At 68.1% G+C, this 18,169-nt stretch carries 18 protein-coding genes and 1 riboswitch; of the genes, 11 read left to right on the plus strand and 7 right to left on the minus strand.

Annotated features, from left to right (window positions below; translation table 11 throughout):
• The first annotated feature begins 1 nt into the window (after position 1).
• Positions 2-679, plus strand: coding sequence for a phage shock protein PspA (gene pspA / locus FHS74_RS01275; RefSeq protein ID WP_184796708.1), 678 nt, complete (start codon positions 2-4; stop codon positions 677-679).
• Between the two features lie 95 nt (positions 680-774).
• Complete coding sequence (locus FHS74_RS01280) at positions 775-1,053, plus strand: PspC domain-containing protein (RefSeq protein WP_184796710.1); 279 nt, start codon at positions 775-777, stop codon at positions 1,051-1,053.
• Positions 1,054-1,391: 338 nt separating this feature from the next.
• On the opposite strand, the gene FHS74_RS31100 is transcribed toward FHS74_RS01280, so the two are convergent.
• A complete protein-coding gene (locus tag FHS74_RS31100) occupies positions 1,392-1,979 on the minus strand; it encodes a methylated-DNA--[protein]-cysteine S-methyltransferase (RefSeq protein ID WP_184796712.1) in 588 nt (195 codons plus the stop codon).
• A 10-nt stretch (positions 1,980-1,989) separates the two neighbouring features.
• Entirely contained in the window at positions 1,990-2,940 is a 951-nt protein-coding gene (ispH, locus tag FHS74_RS01290; protein WP_184796714.1) for a 4-hydroxy-3-methylbut-2-enyl diphosphate reductase, read from the minus strand.
• A gap of 312 nt (positions 2,941-3,252) precedes the next feature.
• On the opposite strand from ispH, the gene FHS74_RS01295 reads away from it, so the two are divergent.
• The 8 genes from FHS74_RS01295 to FHS74_RS01330 all read left to right on the plus strand — a co-directional run bounded on the left by FHS74_RS01295 (position 3,253) and on the right by FHS74_RS01330 (position 11,947).
• Complete coding sequence (locus tag FHS74_RS01295; RefSeq protein ID WP_184796716.1) at positions 3,253-3,744, plus strand: hypothetical protein; 492 nt, start codon at positions 3,253-3,255, stop codon at positions 3,742-3,744.
• A 146-nt stretch (positions 3,745-3,890) separates the two neighbouring features.
• A riboswitch (glycine riboswitch) is annotated at positions 3,891-3,985 on the plus strand.
• Positions 3,986-4,209: 224 nt separating this feature from the next.
• On the plus strand, positions 4,210-5,325 hold the full coding sequence (gcvT, locus tag FHS74_RS01300; RefSeq protein ID WP_184796718.1) for a glycine cleavage system aminomethyltransferase GcvT: 1,116 nt from the start codon (positions 4,210-4,212) through the stop codon (positions 5,323-5,325).
• Between the two features lie 84 nt (positions 5,326-5,409).
• Positions 5,410-5,784 (plus strand): glycine cleavage system protein GcvH, encoded by a 375-nt coding sequence (gene gcvH, locus FHS74_RS01305; RefSeq protein ID WP_184796720.1) that lies wholly within the window; start codon positions 5,410-5,412, stop codon positions 5,782-5,784.
• Entirely contained in the window at positions 5,784-7,142 is a 1,359-nt protein-coding gene (gene gcvPA, locus FHS74_RS01310; protein WP_184796722.1) for an aminomethyl-transferring glycine dehydrogenase subunit GcvPA, read from the plus strand. The genes gcvH and gcvPA overlap by 1 nt, the downstream gene beginning before the upstream one ends.
• Positions 7,142-8,689 (plus strand): aminomethyl-transferring glycine dehydrogenase subunit GcvPB, encoded by a 1,548-nt coding sequence (gcvPB, locus tag FHS74_RS01315; RefSeq protein ID WP_184796724.1) that lies wholly within the window; start codon positions 7,142-7,144, stop codon positions 8,687-8,689. Before gcvPA ends, gcvPB begins: the two co-directional genes overlap by 1 nt.
• Before the next feature lie 258 nt (positions 8,690-8,947).
• Positions 8,948-9,376, plus strand: a complete 429-nt coding sequence (locus tag FHS74_RS01320; protein WP_184796726.1) for a PGPGW domain-containing protein — start codon at positions 8,948-8,950, stop codon at positions 9,374-9,376.
• A gap of 157 nt (positions 9,377-9,533) precedes the next feature.
• On the plus strand, positions 9,534-10,655 hold the full coding sequence (locus tag FHS74_RS01325) for an alpha/beta fold hydrolase (RefSeq protein ID WP_184796728.1): 1,122 nt from the start codon (positions 9,534-9,536) through the stop codon (positions 10,653-10,655).
• Between the two features lie 122 nt (positions 10,656-10,777).
• The gene (locus FHS74_RS01330; RefSeq protein WP_184796730.1) at positions 10,778-11,947 is read left to right on the plus strand and encodes an aminotransferase; all 1,170 of its coding nucleotides are present in this window, start codon (positions 10,778-10,780) and stop codon (positions 11,945-11,947) included.
• 24 nt (positions 11,948-11,971) lie between these two features.
• Here the strand turns inward: FHS74_RS01330 and FHS74_RS01335 are convergent, their stop codons facing one another.
• The 3 genes from FHS74_RS01335 to trxB all read right to left on the minus strand — a co-directional run bounded on the left by FHS74_RS01335 (position 11,972) and on the right by trxB (position 15,079).
• Positions 11,972-12,475, minus strand: coding sequence for a PAS domain-containing protein (locus FHS74_RS01335; RefSeq protein WP_184796732.1), 504 nt, complete (start codon positions 12,473-12,475; stop codon positions 11,972-11,974).
• Between the two features lie 409 nt (positions 12,476-12,884).
• Positions 12,885-13,799: a LysR family transcriptional regulator gene (locus tag FHS74_RS01340; protein ID WP_184796734.1), complete on the minus strand. Its 915-nt coding sequence runs from the start codon at positions 13,797-13,799 to the stop codon at positions 12,885-12,887.
• A gap of 311 nt (positions 13,800-14,110) precedes the next feature.
• The gene (gene trxB, locus FHS74_RS01345) at positions 14,111-15,079 is read right to left on the minus strand and encodes a thioredoxin-disulfide reductase (RefSeq protein WP_184796736.1); all 969 of its coding nucleotides are present in this window, start codon (positions 15,077-15,079) and stop codon (positions 14,111-14,113) included.
• 252 nt (positions 15,080-15,331) lie between these two features.
• Here trxB and FHS74_RS01350 point away from each other — a divergent pair, with 252 nt between their 5' ends.
• Positions 15,332-17,503: a protein-disulfide reductase DsbD family protein gene (locus FHS74_RS01350; protein ID WP_211106027.1), complete on the plus strand. Its 2,172-nt coding sequence runs from the start codon at positions 15,332-15,334 to the stop codon at positions 17,501-17,503.
• Between the two features lie 59 nt (positions 17,504-17,562).
• On the opposite strand, the gene FHS74_RS01355 is transcribed toward FHS74_RS01350, so the two are convergent.
• Both FHS74_RS01355 and FHS74_RS01360 read right to left on the minus strand, forming a co-directional pair.
• The gene (locus FHS74_RS01355) at positions 17,563-17,853 is read right to left on the minus strand and encodes a type II toxin-antitoxin system RelE/ParE family toxin (RefSeq protein WP_184797283.1); all 291 of its coding nucleotides are present in this window, start codon (positions 17,851-17,853) and stop codon (positions 17,563-17,565) included.
• Positions 17,853-18,062, minus strand: coding sequence for an addiction module protein (locus tag FHS74_RS01360; protein ID WP_211106028.1), 210 nt, complete (start codon positions 18,060-18,062; stop codon positions 17,853-17,855). Before FHS74_RS01360 ends, FHS74_RS01355 begins: the two co-directional genes overlap by 1 nt.
• Between the last annotated feature and the right edge of the window lie 107 nt (positions 18,063-18,169).

Consider the following 18,169-nt stretch of genomic DNA (forward strand, 5'->3'; position numbering starts at 1 on the left):
CATGGGACTTTTCTCCCGCCTCGGCGACATCATCGATGCCAACCTCAATGCCATGCTGGACCGGTCCGAAGACCCGGAGCGTCTGATCGGCCTGGTCATCCAGGAGATGGAGGATACCCTGGTCGAGGTGCGCGCCGAAGCGGTGCGCTCCATGGCCCGGCGCAAGGAGCTGGAAGCCCGCTACCGCGATGTCGAGTTTGAACTGCTGGAATGGGACCGCAAGGCCGAACTGGCGGTGACCAAGGGCCGCGAGGATCTGGCCCGGGGCGCCCTGGTGGCCAAGAGCCGGCTGGCCGAGGCCGCCGACCCCATCCGCCGGGAAATCCAGGCCATCAGCGACAGCCTGGCCAAGGGTGCTGACGACGTGGCGCGACTGGAGGCCAAGCTGGCCGACGCCCGTGCCCGCCAAGGCGGGCTGATGGCCCGGCACCGCAGCGCCACCGCCCGCCTGCGGGTGCGCAGCCAACTGCACGACACCCGCCTGGATGAGGCGCTGTCCCACTACGGCACCCTGCAGCGCGACATCGACATGCTGGAGAGCGAGGCCGAGGTCATGGAAATGGGCCGCCAGCCGCGCGGTCTGGCCGCCGAAATCGACGCCTTGGGCGACGACAAGGTCACCGCCGAGCTTGAGGCGCTCAAGGCCCGCGTCGCCGGTCGCGGCGCGCCCCGGACCTGAACACGAGATTTAGCGTAACGACCAGGGCGCCGAGGCGCCCGCTTCTGAACACCAGGGCGCCGCAGCGCCCGCCATTGAACAGTGGAGAGGGGATCATGAGGAGCTTTAAGCGTATTTCCGCCACCATGCGCCGCAATCGCCTGGCCAAGGACCCCAGCCGCGCCGTCCTGTTCGGCGTCTGCGCCGGCCTTGCCCGCTACACCGGGCTGCCCGTGACCTTCGTGCGTATCCTGACGGTGCTGAGCCTGTTCTTCTTCTTCGGCGCCACCTTGGTCGTCTACGGTGTCCTGGCCCTGGTGCTTGACAGCCAGTACGCCGACCGGGAGGACGTCTACGTCAGCCGCACCTTCTATCGCGCCCGCGCGCCCTGGTAAGGGCCCAGGTGAAGGGCCCGCGCACGGGCCGCCGATCGGACGGTTCGCGGGGGACCGTCCCGACCGGCCCCCACCGCCCCGGGAAGCCGGCCCCATGGGCCAGGCACCCCGGTTACGCGGTGGGGGCCGGTTTCATACTAACGGCATTTGATCGTGACCGCTCAAACGCCCCCTCAAACGCCGGGCGCCGCCGTCCGGCGGCTTGGCTGATCCTCGATTTCCAGTCCGCCTTCGGCTCCCCGGAAATCTCCGGCGCCCGCAGTCGCGGGCTACAGCGGCACGAGTCAGAATCTCGTGCCGCTGTTATTATTTCGTGATTCCGCCGGTTGGCGGCGCGCTCAGGTACGCGGCTTGATCGCCAAGGGCAGCGCGTCGAACAGGCTGGGCGCCTCGTTCTCCGGCCGGGCCCGCTCGATGGCCAGGATGCGGAACTTGGTGTCGACGCCGCCCGAGGCGGAGAAGCCGCCGGTGCCGCCGCCCGCCGCCAGGACGCGATGGCAGGGGATCAGGATGGGGATGGGATTGTGGCCCAGCGCCTGGCCCACCGCCCGCGCGGCACCCCTAGGCGCGCCGATGCGGTCCGCCACCGTGCCATAGGTCAGCGTGGCGCCGCGCGGAATGGCGCGGGTGATGGCGTAGACCTGGAGGGCGAAGGGATCGAGACCAGCAAGATCCAGGGGGATATCGCCGATATCCACCGCCTCGCCGGCCATCAGGGCCTGGATGCGGGCCCGGGCCGCGCCAACCACGGCGGGCAATGCCTCTTCCGCCGCCAACGTGCTGCCGGGAAAGCGCCGTGCCAGCCGGGCCTCCGCCTGCGAACGGCCCGCTTCCGGCAGCTGCGCGCCCACGATTCCGCCCGGCCCCCACACCAAGGCGCAGGCGCCGATGGCGGTGTCGAACAGGATGTGGGCGCGGGCCGTCACGGGGGACCCTTCACTCCGCGGCCGCGAGACCCCGCGGCAGCTTGAAGGTGATGTTTTCCACCGCCGTCACCACTTCCTCGATCTGGATGTCATAGCGCTCGCGGCAGGCCTCGATGACTTCCTGCACCAGGATGTCGGGGGCCGACGCGCCGGCGGTGATGCCCAGGGTCTTGACGTTGTCCATCATCGCCCAATCGATCTGGGTGGCGCGCTGCACCAGCATGGAATTGGTGCAACCGTGCTTCGCCGCCACCTCAACCAGGCGCATGGAGTTGGAGCTGTTGGGCGCGCCCAGCACCAGGATGGCGTCGGCCTTCGCGGCGATGGCCTTCACCGCCGTCTGGCGGTTGGTGGTGGCGTAGCAGATGTCTTCCTTGCGCGGGCCGGCGATGGCCGGGAAGCGTGCCTTCAGCGCGGCGACGATCTGCACCGTGTCGTCCACCGACAGGGTGGTCTGGGTGACGAAGGCCAGGTTCAGGGGATCATCCACCTGCACCGTGCGCACATCCTCCTCCGATTCCACCAGCAGCACGACGCCGGCCGGCAGCTGGCCCATGGTGCCCACCACCTCCGGATGGCCGGCATGGCCGATCAGGATGATCTGGCGGCCGTCGGCATGGTGGCGCTCCGCCTCGCGGTGGACCTTGGACACCAGCGGGCAGGTGGCGTCGACGTACATCAGCTGGCGGCTTTCGGCCTCGGCCGGGATGGACTTGGGCACGCCATGGGCGGAGAACACCACGGGGCGCCCATCCGGCACCTCATCCAGCTCTTCCACGAAGATGGCGCCCTTGGCCTCCAGGCCCTGCACGACATAGCGGTTGTGCACGATCTCATGACGGACGTAGACCGGGGCGCCATACCGCTGCAACGCCACCTCCACGATCTGGATGGCACGGTCCACACCGGCGCAGAAACCGCGCGGGGAGGCGAGGAGGATGTTGAGCGTCGGCTTGGTCATGATCGTCAGGTCTACTCGGTTCTGGACGGCCCCGGCGCGGGGCCGATTCCACGGCGGTGGATCATAAAACGCGGGTCGGCGGACCGCCAGCCTCGATGGATGAAGTGGCGCCCCCCCTCAATATAGGGACGGCGCAGGCGATGTCTTGTGCCGATATGGCTGCTTCTCTATTGTCGCGGGGCCCCGACGCCGGCCGGCGTCCAACTCCAGACGAGCCCCGCTTCAATGAACATCCACACGGACACTAATATAGGTTCGCCCGCCAGGAAAGGCACCCGCGGCCAGTTGGCCCTGCTTTTGGGGATGCCTCTCATGCTGTCGCTGGCGGCGTGCGCCAACAAGAACGTTGGCTACCGCCCCGGCTGTCCCACCGTCGCCATCGTGCGCGACGCCTCGTCGGTCGGCGTGCCGGGGGCCAACGGCCAGCTGTCCTACACCGCGGTGATGCCCAACATCGAGGGGCGGTGCGAGTATAGCGAGAAGGGCGTGACCATGACCGAGGATCTGCGCGTCGGCGCCAGCACCGGTCCGGCCTACGCCGGCGGCCCCCTGCCGCTGACCTACTTCGTCGCCGTCACCGACGCCGATCGCAAGGTGCTGACCAAGCAGACCTACAACGTCACGCTGGACGTCAGCAGCGGCAGCGGCGGTTCGGTGGAACGGCTGACCCAGTTCATCCCGCTCGATCCCGTGGTCGACGGCCGGTATTACGAGGTGTTGGTGGGCTTCCAGCTGACGCCGGAGCAGCTTGAGGCCAATGTCCGCTTCAACACCAAGCCGTTGGCGCCGCCGGCGGCCAAGTAGGCGTCAGTCCAGTAAGGTCAGCGTATCGGTTCATTCGGCTAGGCAGGGGCGCCAGGGCCGGTGAATCTGGGGAGGGCGGGTCGCGGGGCAGCGGCCCGCCTTTACTTTTTGGGCGCCGTTGGATTAGGGTGCGCATGCGAAGCTGATGACATCTCGCGGGAGAGACCGGCCCCGTTTTGGGCCGGCGCCGAAGGAGCAACCGCCCCCGGAAACTCTCAGGCAAAAGGACCGCGAGAAAGAAGCGCATCTGGAAAGCGGCTCGGCCTCACGAGCGACGCGTGGACGCCATCCCTGCCGGGGTGGCGTCGCGGTGTTGGAGGCCATGGCCCACCGACGGAGTAAGCGGGCCCCTTGGCGACGAGGGGACCCCCCGTGAATCTCTCAGGGGCCAGGACAGAGGGGGGCGAGCCCGCACGGAATCCGTCCGTGCGGGAGTAACTCGTCCGCCGGGAGTCCCAGGACCTCATGTCTATCGATACCGATTCGCCTTCGCTCGTCACGCCGCTGAACGCCCTGCATCGGGAGCTGGGGGCCAAGATGGTGCCCTTCGCCGGCTATGACATGCCGGTGCAGTATCCCCTGGGCGTGCTCAAGGAGCATCTGCACACCCGCGAGAAGGCCGGCCTGTTCGACGTGTCGCACATGGGCCAGGTGATCCTGCGCGGTGGCGACCCGGTGGCCGCCCTGGAAAAGCTGGTGCCTGGCGACCTGCGGGCGCTGAAGCAGGGCCGCATCCGCTACAGCTTCTTCACCAATGACCAGGCCGGCATCCTGGACGACCTGATGATCGCCAACATGGGTGACCATCTGTTCCTGGTGGTGAACGCTGCCTGCAAGGTTCCCGATATCGCCCACCTCAAGGCCGGCCTGCCGGGCGTGGAGGTGGAGTATCTGGGCGACGACCGTGGCCTGCTGGCCTTGCAGGGGCCTGTCGCGGCCACCGTGCTGGCCCGCTTCGTGCCCGAGGTGGCCACCATGCCCTTCATGTCGCTGATCACCGCCAGCCTGAAAAGCATCCCGGTCACCATCGCCCGCTCCGGCTACACCGGTGAGGACGGGTATGAGATCGGCATCGACCCCGACCGGACCGAGGACGTGGCCCGCCTGCTGCTGGCGGAGCCGGAGGTGGCGGCCATCGGCCTGGGCGCCCGCGACAGCCTGCGCCTTGAGGCCGGCCTTTGCCTTTACGGCCACGACATCGACACCACCACCACCCCGGTGGAGGGCGGCCTGACCTGGGCCATCTCCAAGCGCCGGCGGGAGGAGGGGGGCTACCCCGGGGACGCCATCGTCCGCCGGCAGCTGGCCGAGGGTGCCTCGCGTTATCGCGTCGGCATCCAGCCCGAGGGCCGGGCGCCCGCGCGCGAACACACCGAAATTCAAGACGCGGCCGGCCAGACCGTGGGTGAGGTCACCTCCGGCGGCTTCGGGCCCAGCGCCAACGCCCCCGTCGCCATGGGCTACGTCACCGCCGCCAACGCCGCGGTGGGCACGCCCGTGTCGCTGATCGTGCGGGGCAAGGCCCTGCCGGCCAAAGTGGCGGCCCTGCCGTTCGTGCCGCAGCGCTACTACCGCGGCTGAAATCCATTGCGCATCCGGAATGATTCCGGATGCGCCTGTCAATCTACCCAATTCGACTTTCCTGTTTTGAGGGAACCCAACGCCATGACCATCCGCTTTACCGAAGACCATGAATGGATCAGCCTTGATGGTGACGTCGCCACCGTCGGCATCACCACGTTCGCCCAGAGCCAGCTGGGCGACGTCGTGTTCGTCGAGGTGCCCGAGGCCGGCCGCGCGCTGGTCAAGGGCAAGGAAGCGGCGGTCGTGGAATCGGTGAAGGCCGCCAGCGAGGTCTTCGCGCCGGTCGACGGCACCGCGATCGAGGGCAACCAGGCCGTGGTCGACGACCCCTCGCTGGTCAACAGCGACCCGCAGGGTGCGGGCTGGTTCTTCAAGATGACCCTGGCGAATCCGGCCGAACTGGATGGTCTGATGGACCAGGCCGCTTATGACGCCTTCGTGGAAGGTCAGCACTGATGCGTTACCTGCCCCTGACCGAGGCTGACCGGCGGGAGATGCTGGCGGCCATCGGCGCCCCGTCGGTGGACGCGCTGTTCGGCGATGTGCCGCTGGCCGCCCGCCTGGACCAGCCCATCGCCGGCCTGGCGCCGCACCAGGGCGAGTTGCAGGTGGAACGCGCCCTGTCCCGCCTGGCCGCCCGCAACGTGCCCGCCGGCAGCTGCCCCAGTTTCCTGGGCGCCGGCGCCTATCGCCATCATGTCCCCGCAGCGGTGGACCAGTTGCTGACGCGCGGTGAGTTCCTCACCAGCTACACGCCCTACCAGCCCGAGGTGACGCAGGGCACCCTGCAATACCTGTTCGAGTTCCAGACCCAGGTGGCGCTGATCACCGGCATGGATGTGGCCAACGCCTCCATGTACGACGGCGCCACGGCCTGCGCCGAAGCGGTGCTGATGGCCAACCGCGTCACCCGCCGCAACCGCGCCGTGCTGTCCGGTGGCCTGCATCCGCACTACCGCGAGGTCACGGCCACCACCACCGGCGTGCTGGGCGTGGATCTGGTGACCCTGCCGGCCGATCCCAAGGGGATCGAGGATCTGACGGCGGCCATCGACGACAAGACCTCCTGCGTCGTCGTGCAGAACCCCACCCTGTTCGGCCACGTCGCCGACCTGACGCCCCTGGCCGAGGCCTGCCACGCCAAGGGCGCCCTGCTGGTGGTGGTGGTGACCGAGGTGGTGAGCCTGGGCCTGATGCCGTCGCCCGGCTCCATGGGCGCCGACATCGTGGTCGCCGAAGGCCAGAGCATCGGCAATGGCCTGAATTTCGGCGGGCCCTACCTGGGACTGTTCGCCACCCGCGACAAGTTCGTGCGCCAGCTGCCCGGCCGCCTCTGTGGCGAGACCGTGGATGCCGATGGCAAGCGCGGCTTCGTGCTGACGCTGTCGACGCGCGAACAGCACATCCGCCGCGAGAAGGCCACGTCCAACATCTGCACCAACTCCGGCCTGTGCGCGCTGGCCTTCACCATGCACCTGTCCCTGCTGGGCGAGGTCGGGTTCACCGGCCTGGCCCAGCTCAACCACGCCAAGGCCGTGCAACTGGCGGACAAGCTGGCGGCCGCTGGCGTGACCGTGGCGAACGACGGCTTCTTCAACGAGTTCACGGTGAAGGTGGATGGCGACGCCGCCGCGCTGGTGGACCGCCTGGCGGATGAGCCGCTGCTGGCTGGCGTGCCGGTTTCCCGCTTCTACCCCGGCCAGGCCGATCTCGCCGGCCTGCTGCTGGTGGCGGTGACGGAGACCACCACCGAAGACGACATGGACGCCCTGGTCAACGCCTTGAAAGACTTGGCCCTGGGAGGGACGAAGTGATGAACACCCAAGGACGCAAGACCACCCCCGACGCGGAAACCGCGGCCGGCACGGATGTCGGCACCTACACCGGCAACCGTGGCCTGGTGCATGAAGAACCGTTGATCTTCGAACTGGACAACCCCGGCGTCACCGGCGTGGACCTGGAGGCGGCGCCCGCCGTCACCAGCCGCCTGGGCGGCCTGAAGGCCCGCGCGGGCATCGGCCTGCCGGGCCTGTCGGAGCCGACGGTGGTGCGCCACTACACGCGCCTCAGCCAGAAGAACTTCGGCATCGACAGCACGATGTACCCGCTGGGCTCGTGCACCATGAAGCACAACCCGCGCCTGAACGAGAAGCTGGCCCGCCTGGCCGGCTTCTCCGACATCCATCCGATGCAGCCGCAATCGACCGTCCAGGGGGCGCTGGAGCTGATCGACCAGCTGGCCCATTGGCTGAAGACCCTGACCGGCATGCCGGCCGTGGCCATGTCGCCGGCTGCCGGCGCCCATGGCGAGCTGTGCGGCCTGATGGCCATCCGCGCCGCCTTGCAGGCCCGGGGTGAAACCGGCCGCACCCGCGTGCTGGTGCCGGAATCGGCCCATGGCACCAACCCCGCCACGGCGGCCTTCTGCGGCTTCACCGTGGACGCCATCCCGGCGGAGGCCAACGGCCGCGTCAGTGTGGAGGCGGTGAAGGCCAAGCTGGGTCCCGACGTCGCCTGCATCATGCTGACCAATCCCAACACCTGCGGCCTGTTCGAGCCCCAGGTGAAGGAGATCGCGGACGCGGTGCATGCCGCCGGCGGCTATTTCTATTGCGACGGCGCCAACTACAACGCCATCGTCGGCCGGGTCCGCCCGGCGGACCTGGGCGTGGACGCCATGCACATCAACCTGCACAAGACCTTCTCCACCCCGCATGGCGGCGGTGGCCCGGGCTCCGGCCCGGTGGTCCTGTCCGACGCGCTGGCCCCCTACGCCCCGCTGCCCTACGTGGTGCACGGCGCCGATGGCCTGCGCCTGGTGGAGCATGCGGCGGACGCCGAGGGCCGGCCCTTTGGCCGCATGAAGGCCTTCCATGGTCAGATGGGCATGTTCGTCCGCGCGCTGGCCTACATCCTCAGCCACGGCGCCGACGGCCTGCGCCAGGCCTCCAGCGACGCCGTGCTGAACGCCAACTATGTGAAGGCGCGGCTGCAGGATGTGATGAGCGTGCCGTTCGACGGCTATTGCATGCATGAGGCCCTGTTCGATGACCGCTTCCTGAAGGACACGGGCGTCACCACGTTGGACTTCGCCAAGGCGATGATCGACGAAGGCTTCCATCCCATGACCATGTACTTCCCCCTGGTCGTGCATGGCGCCTTCCTGATCGAACCGACGGAGACGGAGCCGAAGGCCACGCTGGACCAGTTCATCGGTGCCATGCGGCACCTGGCGGGCAAGGCCAAGGCGGGCGATGCCGCCCACTTCCTGGCGGCGCCCCGCTACACGCCCCGTCGTCGCCTGGATGAGACCGGGGCCGCGCGCAAGCCAGTCTTGCGCTGGACGCCGCCTGCCGCCTAAAGGGGTGGGCGGGGCCGCAATGGTGGCCCGGGTACATGGTTGGGGAAAGGGCGGAATCGCTGGGTTCCGCCCTTTTTCTTTGGCCCGCCGTCGCCTGGGGATGGGCTTTCCCCCCAAGGGGGAGGGCGGGTTGCAGCGCGCACAAATCGGCATTGCCCCAGGGGGGCCTAGCTTCCATCTCAATTTCGGCCAAATCTGCTGTCACACATCATTCAGCGGCCGATCCGCTGCCGCAGAACCATCCGCCGGGATCTCCCCATGTTGACCGTCACCAGCTTGCCCAGGGTCGAAATCGCCCGCCTGCGCCGCCCGGCGCTGCAGGCTTCCGGCTGGCTGGTCATGGGATTGGGCGTCCTGGCGCTGCCCATCCCCGGCCCGGTCTCCACGCCCCTGGTGGTGATGGGTGGCCTGTTGGTGCTGCGCAACTCCGTATCCGCCCGTCGGCACTATGTCCGTGCCCGCGACCACGCCCCCCGCCTGGTGCGGCCGCTGTTCGGTCGCTTCGACGCCTGGCGCCATCGTCACCGCCACCGGGTGCACGTGCGGGTGCCGGCTGTGCTGGCCGCCGCCAACGACTTGGCCGCCAATGACAGGGCCGCCAGCGACATCGCGGCCAAGGACCGGCGGGCGACGACGGCGCTGGCCGGTGCCCCCCTGGCCCTGCAGGCGCCTGTCGGCCAGGCGTAACAGCCTCCTGGCTTAGCAGCCCCCTGGGGCCGTTTGTCGCGGCCGCCCTTTCCTTGATGCCGATCAATGCCGCGCCCCGCCCACGGGGCCAGCATCCCTGCCCATTGGCAGTGCGCGCCGCCGAACCGGTGGCGATGGCGGAAAAAGGAACAGATCCATGGCTCAGGAAACCGGCGCGGCCCGGCAACCGCCCCTCTTCAGTATCCCGGCGTTCTGGCCCCTTCAGATGTACGCCTCCCTCGTCGGTGAGGAAGCGGCGCTTTACAGCCGGAACCTCAAGTTCGTCGCGGAGGAACTCAAGCTGCACGGTGGGCTGGCGCCCGTGCTGGCCACGCCCAACCAGGTGCGCCTTCCCTTGCGCACCATGACCCTCCGTGACTATGGCGCGCCCGGGGCGGGCATTCCCACCCTGGTCAACGCCCCCTTCGCCGGGCACACGGCCATGATCGCCGACTACCAGAAAAGCCAAAGCCTGGTGGGAACCCTGCTGGCCAACGGTCTGCCCCATGTGGCGCTGACCGACTGGAAGTCGGCGACGCCGGACATGAAGGATCTGGAAATCGACAACTACCTGGCCGACCTGGTGGTGGCGATTGACGATCTGGGCGGCCGGGTCAATCTGGTGGGCCTGTGCCAGGGCGGCTGGACATCGGCCATGGTGGCGGCGCGCTTCCCTGACAAGGTGAATAGTCTGGTCCTGGCCGGCGCCCCCATTGACACCTTCGCCGGTGATGGCCCGTTGAAGCACATGGTGCAGGAGGCCCCGGAAGGATTTTACGAGAAGCTGGTGGAGGCGGGCGGCGGCCTGATGAAGGGGAAGCTGATGCTGCGGGGGTGGAAGAACATGAATCCCAAGCAGCACTATTTCCAGGAGCATGTGGATCTGTACGAACATCTCGACGACCCGGCCTATCTGGCCAAGGAGGAGGTGTTCGAAAGCTGGTACGAGAATCCGATCGATCTGCCCGGCCGCTGGTACCTGCAGGCCATCCACCAGATCTTCAAGGAGAATCGGCTGGCCAAGGGCAGCTTCGTGGCGTTGGGCCGGCAGCTCAACCTGCACGACATCCGGTGCCCCACCTATTTGCTGGCCGGCGCCAGCGACGATATCACCACCCCGGAACAGGTGCTGGACGCGGCCAAATACATCGGCACGCCCAAGGACGCCCTGGTGGCGGAGACGGTGCCCGGCGGCCATGTGGGCTTGTTCATGGGGGCGAGGACCCTGAAGGACCATTGGCCGGCCATCGCCCGCTGGATCGTCGCCCACGCGTCCTGAATCGCCGTCGGTCCCTGCCTCGCGAGCCCAAATCAGTTGCGTGGAAGTTGACCTTGCCCCCAGCATGGCGCATCACCCGGCCGGACTGACGCGGCCGGCGCCGGCTTGGGGGGAGCAAAAGCGTGCGATCGGGTAACACCGTCCTGTCGGGATACGGGACCACCATTTTCGAGGCCATGTCGCGGCTGGCGGGCGAGCACAACGCCATCAATTTGGGGCAGGGCTTTCCCGACGACCGTGGGGCGGAGGACGTGCTGCAGGTCGCCGCCCGCGCCTTGCTGGAGGGCAACAACCAGTATCCCCCAATGATGGGCCTGCCGGCCCTGCGCCAGGCCGTGGCGGCCCACGCGGCGCGCTTCTACGGGCTGTCCGTGGACTGGGAGCGGGAGGTGATGGTGACCTCCGGCGCCACCGAGGCGCTGGCCGCCTGCCTGTTCGGCCTGATCGAGCCCGGGGACGAGGTGGTGCTGTTCCAGCCGCTTTACGACAGCTATGTCCCCATCATCCGGCGCGCCGGCGGCATCCCCCGCTTCGTGCCCCTGCGCCCGCCCGGCTGGACCGTGGATCCGGCTGAACTGGCCGCCGCCTTCAGCCCCCGCACCAAGCTGGTGGTGCTGAACAATCCCCTGAATCCGGCCGCCAAGGTCTGGTCGTCGGCGGAGCTGAACTTGCTGGCCCAGCAGATCGTCGCCCACGACTGCCTGGCGGTCTGTGACGAGGTCTATGAGCACCTGGTGTTCGACGGCCGCCGTCATGTGCCGTTGATGGCGCTGCCGGGCATGCGGGAGCGCACGTTGCGCATCGGGTCCGCCGGCAAGACCTTCTCCCTGACCGGCTGGAAGGTCGGCTACGTCACCGCCGCACCCGCCCTGCTGCAGCCCGTGGCCAAGGCGCACCAGTATCTGACCTTCACCACCCCGCCCAACCTGCAGGCGGCGGTGGCCTACGGCCTGGCCAAGGACGACGCCTATTTCGGGCTGCTGGCGGCCGCGCTGGAGGCCAAGCGCGACCGGCTGTCGGCGGGGCTGGCGTCGGCCGGCCTGACCGTCCTGCCGTCGGAAGGGACCTATTTCGTGGTGGCGGACATCAGCGGCGTGCGCGGCCTGCGGGAGGGGGAGGATGATGCCGCCTTCTGCCGGCGCCTCACGACGGAGGCGGGTGTCGCCGCCATCCCGGTCAGCGCCTTTTATGAGGAAGGGGCGCCCAAGCATCTCATCCGCTTCTGCTTCTCCAAGCAGGACGCCATCCTGGATGGCGCCGTGATGCGGCTGAAGGATTTCTTCGGACGGTAGCGCTACCATCCGCGGCCCAAAAAATCAGCCGATGACCTGCAGGCCGCGGCGCTTGCGGTCGAAGGCGCAGCCGACCAGCAGGCGGCTGACCTTGCCGTCGACACCGCCCAGGGGCAGCACCAGGAGATCGGCGGCGGGGACGTTCAGGAAGGGGATGGCGGGTAGGGTGCGCGCCTGGGGCAGGCCATTGTCGGCACAGCGGCGCAGCATTTCCGCGAAGGGCACGGTGTTGGGGGTGGGGGGCAACTCTTCCAGCTGCAGGCCGGTGGACTCGCGGCGGAACCACAGCACGTAGTCCGTACCCACCCAGTGCAGGGTGTAGGCCATCTGGTTGGGGGCTACGTTCACCAGCATCACGCTGCCGGGGGAAACCGGCAGATCCACCACTTCCACTTCCGAACTGGCGGGAAAGGCGCGGTCGCCGCGCACAATGTCCCAATAGTCATGCAGCAGGCGCAGGTTTGAATTCTGAATTTGCAAAGGAAAACGCGCGACTGCGCTCGCACCCCAGGCAGCAGGACCAGTCATTCTCGTCTCCATCCGTATGTTCTCAGGAGCGTCCCCAAGTCATACGGGCTTTTCTTAGTGCCCGAAGCGGACGCGAAAACGGCAACAACCCATCCTCATCCCGGTATGGAATGCGCGACGGCCAGATTGTATCAGGCAAATAAAACCAGAGTGCCCAGAGGCGCGCTTGGCGACATTCCTGGGGGTGCCCCAAGGGGCAATCAAAACCACCACGTAAAAAAACTGCCGGTAAGTCGAAGACTTACCGGCGAGTTGAACAGGGAGGCTTCACGTCTGGGAGACGTTGGGCCCGAAGGCCCACCCCCGGACGGGCATCCGGGGGGAAACATCGGATGCTGCAACGCAACATCCGATGGCCTAATATTTAATCTTTTGATGCCCCGTTTAAAGGGGTGATTAGCCGCCTCAGCTATGCGCCCGGCGCATGCGTCGCTGGGAATGTTTCCGCAACCTTCTTCACCAGGAAGTCGCGGAAAACGGCGATGCGCTTGGAATGGCGCAGTTCCTCGGCATAGACGAAGTAGGCGTCGATGCGGGGGCCCGTCACGTCCGGCAGGATGCGGACCAGGTCGGGGTTGCTCTCGGAAATGATGTAGTCGGGGATGGCGGCGATGCCCAGCCCGCTGTCCACCGCCTTGTACAGGGCGTACAGGCTGTTGACGCGGAAGATGGTGTCGCGCTCGCCGCCGGGCGGGTCGCCCAGGGCCAGCAGCCAGTTGATGTTGGGCACGGGCGCCTTGGCGTCCGACGGATAGGCGATGAGGTCGTGCTTCTGCAGATCCTCCACCGTTTCCGGCGTGCCCCGCTTTTCCAGATAGGTGCGATGACCGTAGAGGTGGGTGCGCACCGTCATCAGGTGCCGCTGGATCAGATCGGGCTGGCGCGGCGGCACCATGCGGATGGCGATGTCCGCCTCACGCATGGACAGGTCCAGCTCATTGTCGTCCAGCAGCAGGGTCAGCTGCACGTCGGGGTAAATCGACAGGAATTCCCGGATGCGCGGGGTCAGCCACGTGGAACCGAAGGCGACGGTGGTCGTCACCTTGAGGGGGCCCTTCGGGTGTTCCTTGCTTTCCGAGAGCATCGCCTCTGTCATCGACAGCTTGGCGAACACCTCGCGGGCGGTGCGGTACAGCAGTTCACCCTGTTCGGTGAGGATCAGGCCGCGGGCATGGCGATGAAACAGCGGCACATGGAGGCTTTCCTCCAGCGCGCTGATCTGCCGGCTGACGGCTGATTGGCTGAGGTTCAGGGTCTCGCCAGCGTGCGTGAAGCTGCCGGCCTCCGCCACCGCGTGGAAAACGCGAAGCTTGTCCCAGTCCATTCCCGGTCCTTATGCGTCAAAGACGTTGCGATCCCGGTGTGGGACCGTCTGGAAATGACGGCCTCAAGCGGGCCGCCATGCAAAGAATATATACCCAGCTTGTCCGGGACGCTACCGATTGTGGGTGTCCACACGGTTAGGCCATAGACTGATAAGGCATTTTAGCGCCGCAGCGTGCCGTTTTGGCAACGCCCCGGCGCCAAATCCGCCCGTCCAGCCGCGAATTGGCCCGAAATGGCGCGAAGCGGGGCGTCCCATCCCAGGGATGGGGCGCTCCTCCCCCGTGACTCGCCAGGATCTTCAGGGGCCGGTCAGTGGCCGCCCAGGAAGCGTTCGGCCTCCAGCGCCGCCATGCAGCCCATGCCGGCGGCGGTGACGGCCTGGCGGAAGACTTTGTCCTTCACGTCGCCGGCGGCGAACACGCCCGGCACGTTGGTGCGGGTGCTGTCCGGGGCGGTGACGACGTACCCCTCCGCGTCCATCTCGACATGGCCCTTGAAGATGGCCGTGGCCGGGTCATGGCCGATGGCGACGAACACGCCGTCCACGGCCAGTTCGCGGCCCTCGCCGGTAACGGTGTCCGTCAGCGCCAGGCCGGTGACCTGCTTGGGATTGTTCATGTCGAAACCGCCGTCGGCCGCCCCGCCCGTGCCCAGCACCCGGTCCACTTTGTGGTTCCACACCACCTCGATCTTCGGGTTGGCGAAGACGCGGTCGTGCAGGATCTTCTCGCCGCGGAAGGCGTCACGGCGGTGGACCAGCGTCACCTTGGCGGCGTGGTGGGTCAGGTACAGCGCCTCTTCCAGCGCGGTGTTGCCGCCGCCGATGACCGCCACCTCCTTGCCCCGGAAGAAGAAGCCGTCGCAGGTGGCGCAGGCCGACACGCCGGCGCCCTGGAATTCCTGCTCACCGGCGACGCCCAGCCAGCGGGCCTGGGCGCCGGTGGCGATGATGACGGTGTCGGCCACGAACTCGTCGCCGCTGTCGGCCTTGCAGACGAAGGGGCGCTGGCTGAAATCGACCGAGGTGATGACGTCGTAGACCAGGGTGGTCCCCACATGCTCCGCCTGCTGGCGCATCTGCTCCATCAGGTCGGGGCCCTGTACCGCCTGGGCGAAGCCCGGGTAGTTCTCCACCTCCGTGGTGATCATCAGCTGGCCGCCCGGCTGCATGCCCTGGACCAGGATGGGCTGGAGGTTGGCGCGGGCGGCGTAGATGCCGGCGGTGTAGCCGGCGGGGCCGCCGCCGATGATCAGGACCTTGGTGCGATGCGTGGTCATGGGGGACTGTTCCTGGCCGGGGAGGGGGCCCTTGATGGGGGCTGGGCCCTCGCCGCCCTCAAGATATGGTGGGACAGGCGTGGAAATTCACGAAGACGCCGGACGATAGCGGCAAGTGGCCCCGGGCTCAACGCCGGACGTCACAGATCGACCGGCCCGACCCCGACGGAACGCATGGCAGGATGGGCGCGAGGCTGCGGCCATTCCCCCATGGCGACCGCGCCCGGGATGCACTACATCAGGGAGATAGGTTTGCGGACGAACGGCGGGACGGCGGCGGTGATGGGCGGTTTCAGGACTTGGGCGGTGGCGGGACTGGCGGCGGCCCTGGTGGTCGCCGGCATCACGGGCGCGCGTGCGGCACCGGTTCAGACCGAACATACCCTCAGCCAGTTGGTGGCCGAGGGGGCCGCCGTGCCCGGCCAGCCGCTGTGGGTGGCGCTGGACCAGAAGCTGCAGGACGGCTGGCACACTTACTGGATCAACCCCGGCGACTCGGGCCTGCCGACGGAGGTCACCTGGACCTTGCCGCCGGGCTGGAAGGCCGGGCCGTTGGATTTCCCCGCCCCGCACCGCTTCACCACCGGTCCTTTGGTCAATTACGGCTATGAGAAGGCCACCCGCGTCCTGGTGCGGCTGGACGTGCCCGCCGATGCCCGGCCCGGCGGCACCGTCACCCTGACCGCCGCCGCCAACTGGCTGATCTGCGCCGACGTCTGCGTCCCGGAAGACGCCACCCTGACCCTGGATGTGCCGGTCGCGTCCTCGGCCGCGCCCGATGCCGCCGTGGCGCCCCTGTTCGCCGAGGCGCGGGCGGCCTTGCCGGTACCCAGCCCCTATGCCGCCAGCGTCAGCGGCGGCAAGACCGTCATCACCCTGCGCCTGGCCGCCCCCGGCCTGACGGCGGACCAGGTGAAGGATGCCTACTTCTTCGCCGAGAATCCGGACCTGGTGGAGGCCGGCGCCCCCCAGCCGGTGTCCTTCACCAAGGACGGGCTGGTGCTGACCCTGAAGCCCACGGGCCGCGCCAAGCCCGGTCCCGTCAACGGCATCCTGGAGGTGACGGAACTGGTGGACGGCAGGCCCACCACCCAGGCGCTGGCCATCGCCATCGCGGATGGCGCCGGGACCCCGGCGGCCAGCGGCGGTGCCGCCGCCGGCTCCGCGGCCGCGGTCCTGCCCCTGTGGCAGGCGGTGCTGTTCGCCTGCCTGGGTGGCATGGTCCTCAACCTGATGCCCTGCGTCTTCCCCGTCCTGTCGATGAAGGCCATGGCCCTGGTGCGCCACCAGGGCGCCCACGCCCGCGTGCACGGCCTGGTCTATACCGCCGGCGTCCTGGCCTGCTTCGCCACCATCGCTGCCGTGCTGATGGCGTTGCGGGCCGGCGGGCAGGAGATCGGCTGGGGCTTCCAGCTGCAGTCGCCCCTGGTGGTGGCGGTGCTGGCCTATGTCATGCTGTTGCTGGGGCTCAGCATGTCCGGCGTCTTCACCGTCGGCGACCGCTTCATGGGCGCGGGGCAGGAGCTGACGCAGGGCGACGGCTATGCCGCTTCCTTCTTCACTGGGGTGCTGGCCTCCGTCGTCGCCACCCCCTGCACGGCGCCCTTCATGGGGGCCGCCGTGGGCTATGCCCTGCTCCAGCCCTGGTATGTCGCCCTGGCCGTCTTCCTGGCCCTGGGCTTTGGCATGGCCTTGCCCTTCCTGGCATTGGCCTCCTCCCCCTGGCTGTTGCGCCACATGCCCCGGCCGGGCGCGTGGATGGAACGGCTGAAGCAGGTGCTGGCCTTTCCGCTCTACGGCTCGGCCGCCTGGCTGGTCTGGGTATTCGCGGTGCAGGTGGGGGCCATCGGCATGGCCAACATCCTGATCGGCGTGGTGCTGGTGGGCTTCGCCGCCTGGCTTTATGGCGTGACCCACTATGCCGACGGCTGGCGCCGGCGCGGCGGCGCCCTGGGCGCCCTGGTGGCCCTGGTGCTGGCGGTCACGGCGGTGGCGGCCCATGACGGTGGTGGCGATGCCGCCGCGGCCCCGGGGGGCGCCACCAAGGTTTCGGGCGCCGACGGTTTCGAGACCTTCTCCCCCGCCACCTTGGACAAGCTGCGGGCCGACGGCCGGCCTGTGCTGGTGGACTTCACCGCCGCCTGGTGCATCACCTGCCTGGTGAACGAGCGCGTGGCCCTGTCCAGCGACACGGTGCACCAGGCGTTGAAGAGCCGCGACGTCGCCCTGCTGAAGGGGGACTGGACCAACCGGGATGCGGAGATCACCCGCGTGCTGCAGGCCCACGGCCGCAGCGGCGTGCCGCTCTATCTATTCTACCGCCCCGGCCAGGCGGAACCCGACGTGTGGCCGCAGATCCTGACGGAAGCCCAGGTGCTGGACGCCGTGGGCAGCCTGCCGAAGCGGAGCGCCAGCGCGGAGTGACAAGCCGCGCTGATGAAGAAGGCCGGTGTGGCGACGCGCCGGCGTTCTCTCGGTTGATGTCATATCCGGCGCTGCCATTGGCGCGGATTGCGGCTCGTGTGGAAAAAGGCGATCACCTGAACCGCCCCACCCGTGACCCGGTAGATGACCAGATAAGGAAAGTCCTGCAGCAGGGCACGTCGTGTACCGCCGATCACGGATGGAAACTGTAGTGGGTTGGCGGCGATCCGCGTTCGCGCCACGGTGAAAGCTGCCCGGAGCCGCTTATCCAGGCCGGGCGCCTGATGCCTGTACCATTCGATCGCTTCGATATACTCAGCCCGCGCCTGTGGGGAGAGAATGACCCGCATCACGGAAAGCGACGGTCAAGCTCTGCCTCCAGGGCATCGGCATCGATGCCATGCTTGATATCTTCGTCCAGCGTTTCAAGGCGCCGTTCGATTTCGGCGGCCTGGGCCCGCGTGAGGGGGACGGCATCAGCCTCGATGCTGTCCCAAATCTCACCAATCAGGGCCAGCTTCTCGGCCGGCGTCAGGTTGCTGTAGTCGATGGCGGGCATCGTCATGCACTCCGCTGCTCAAGCCTGGTATCCGCTTGGTCTCAGGATACTCAGGATACTAGGGCAGATCGCGCGACGGCGGAACCGCCTTCGCGCGTGACGTCCCT

This window comes from Nitrospirillum iridis (assembly GCF_014205765.1).
Classification (GTDB): Bacteria; Pseudomonadota; Alphaproteobacteria; order Azospirillales; family Azospirillaceae; genus Nitrospirillum; species Nitrospirillum iridis.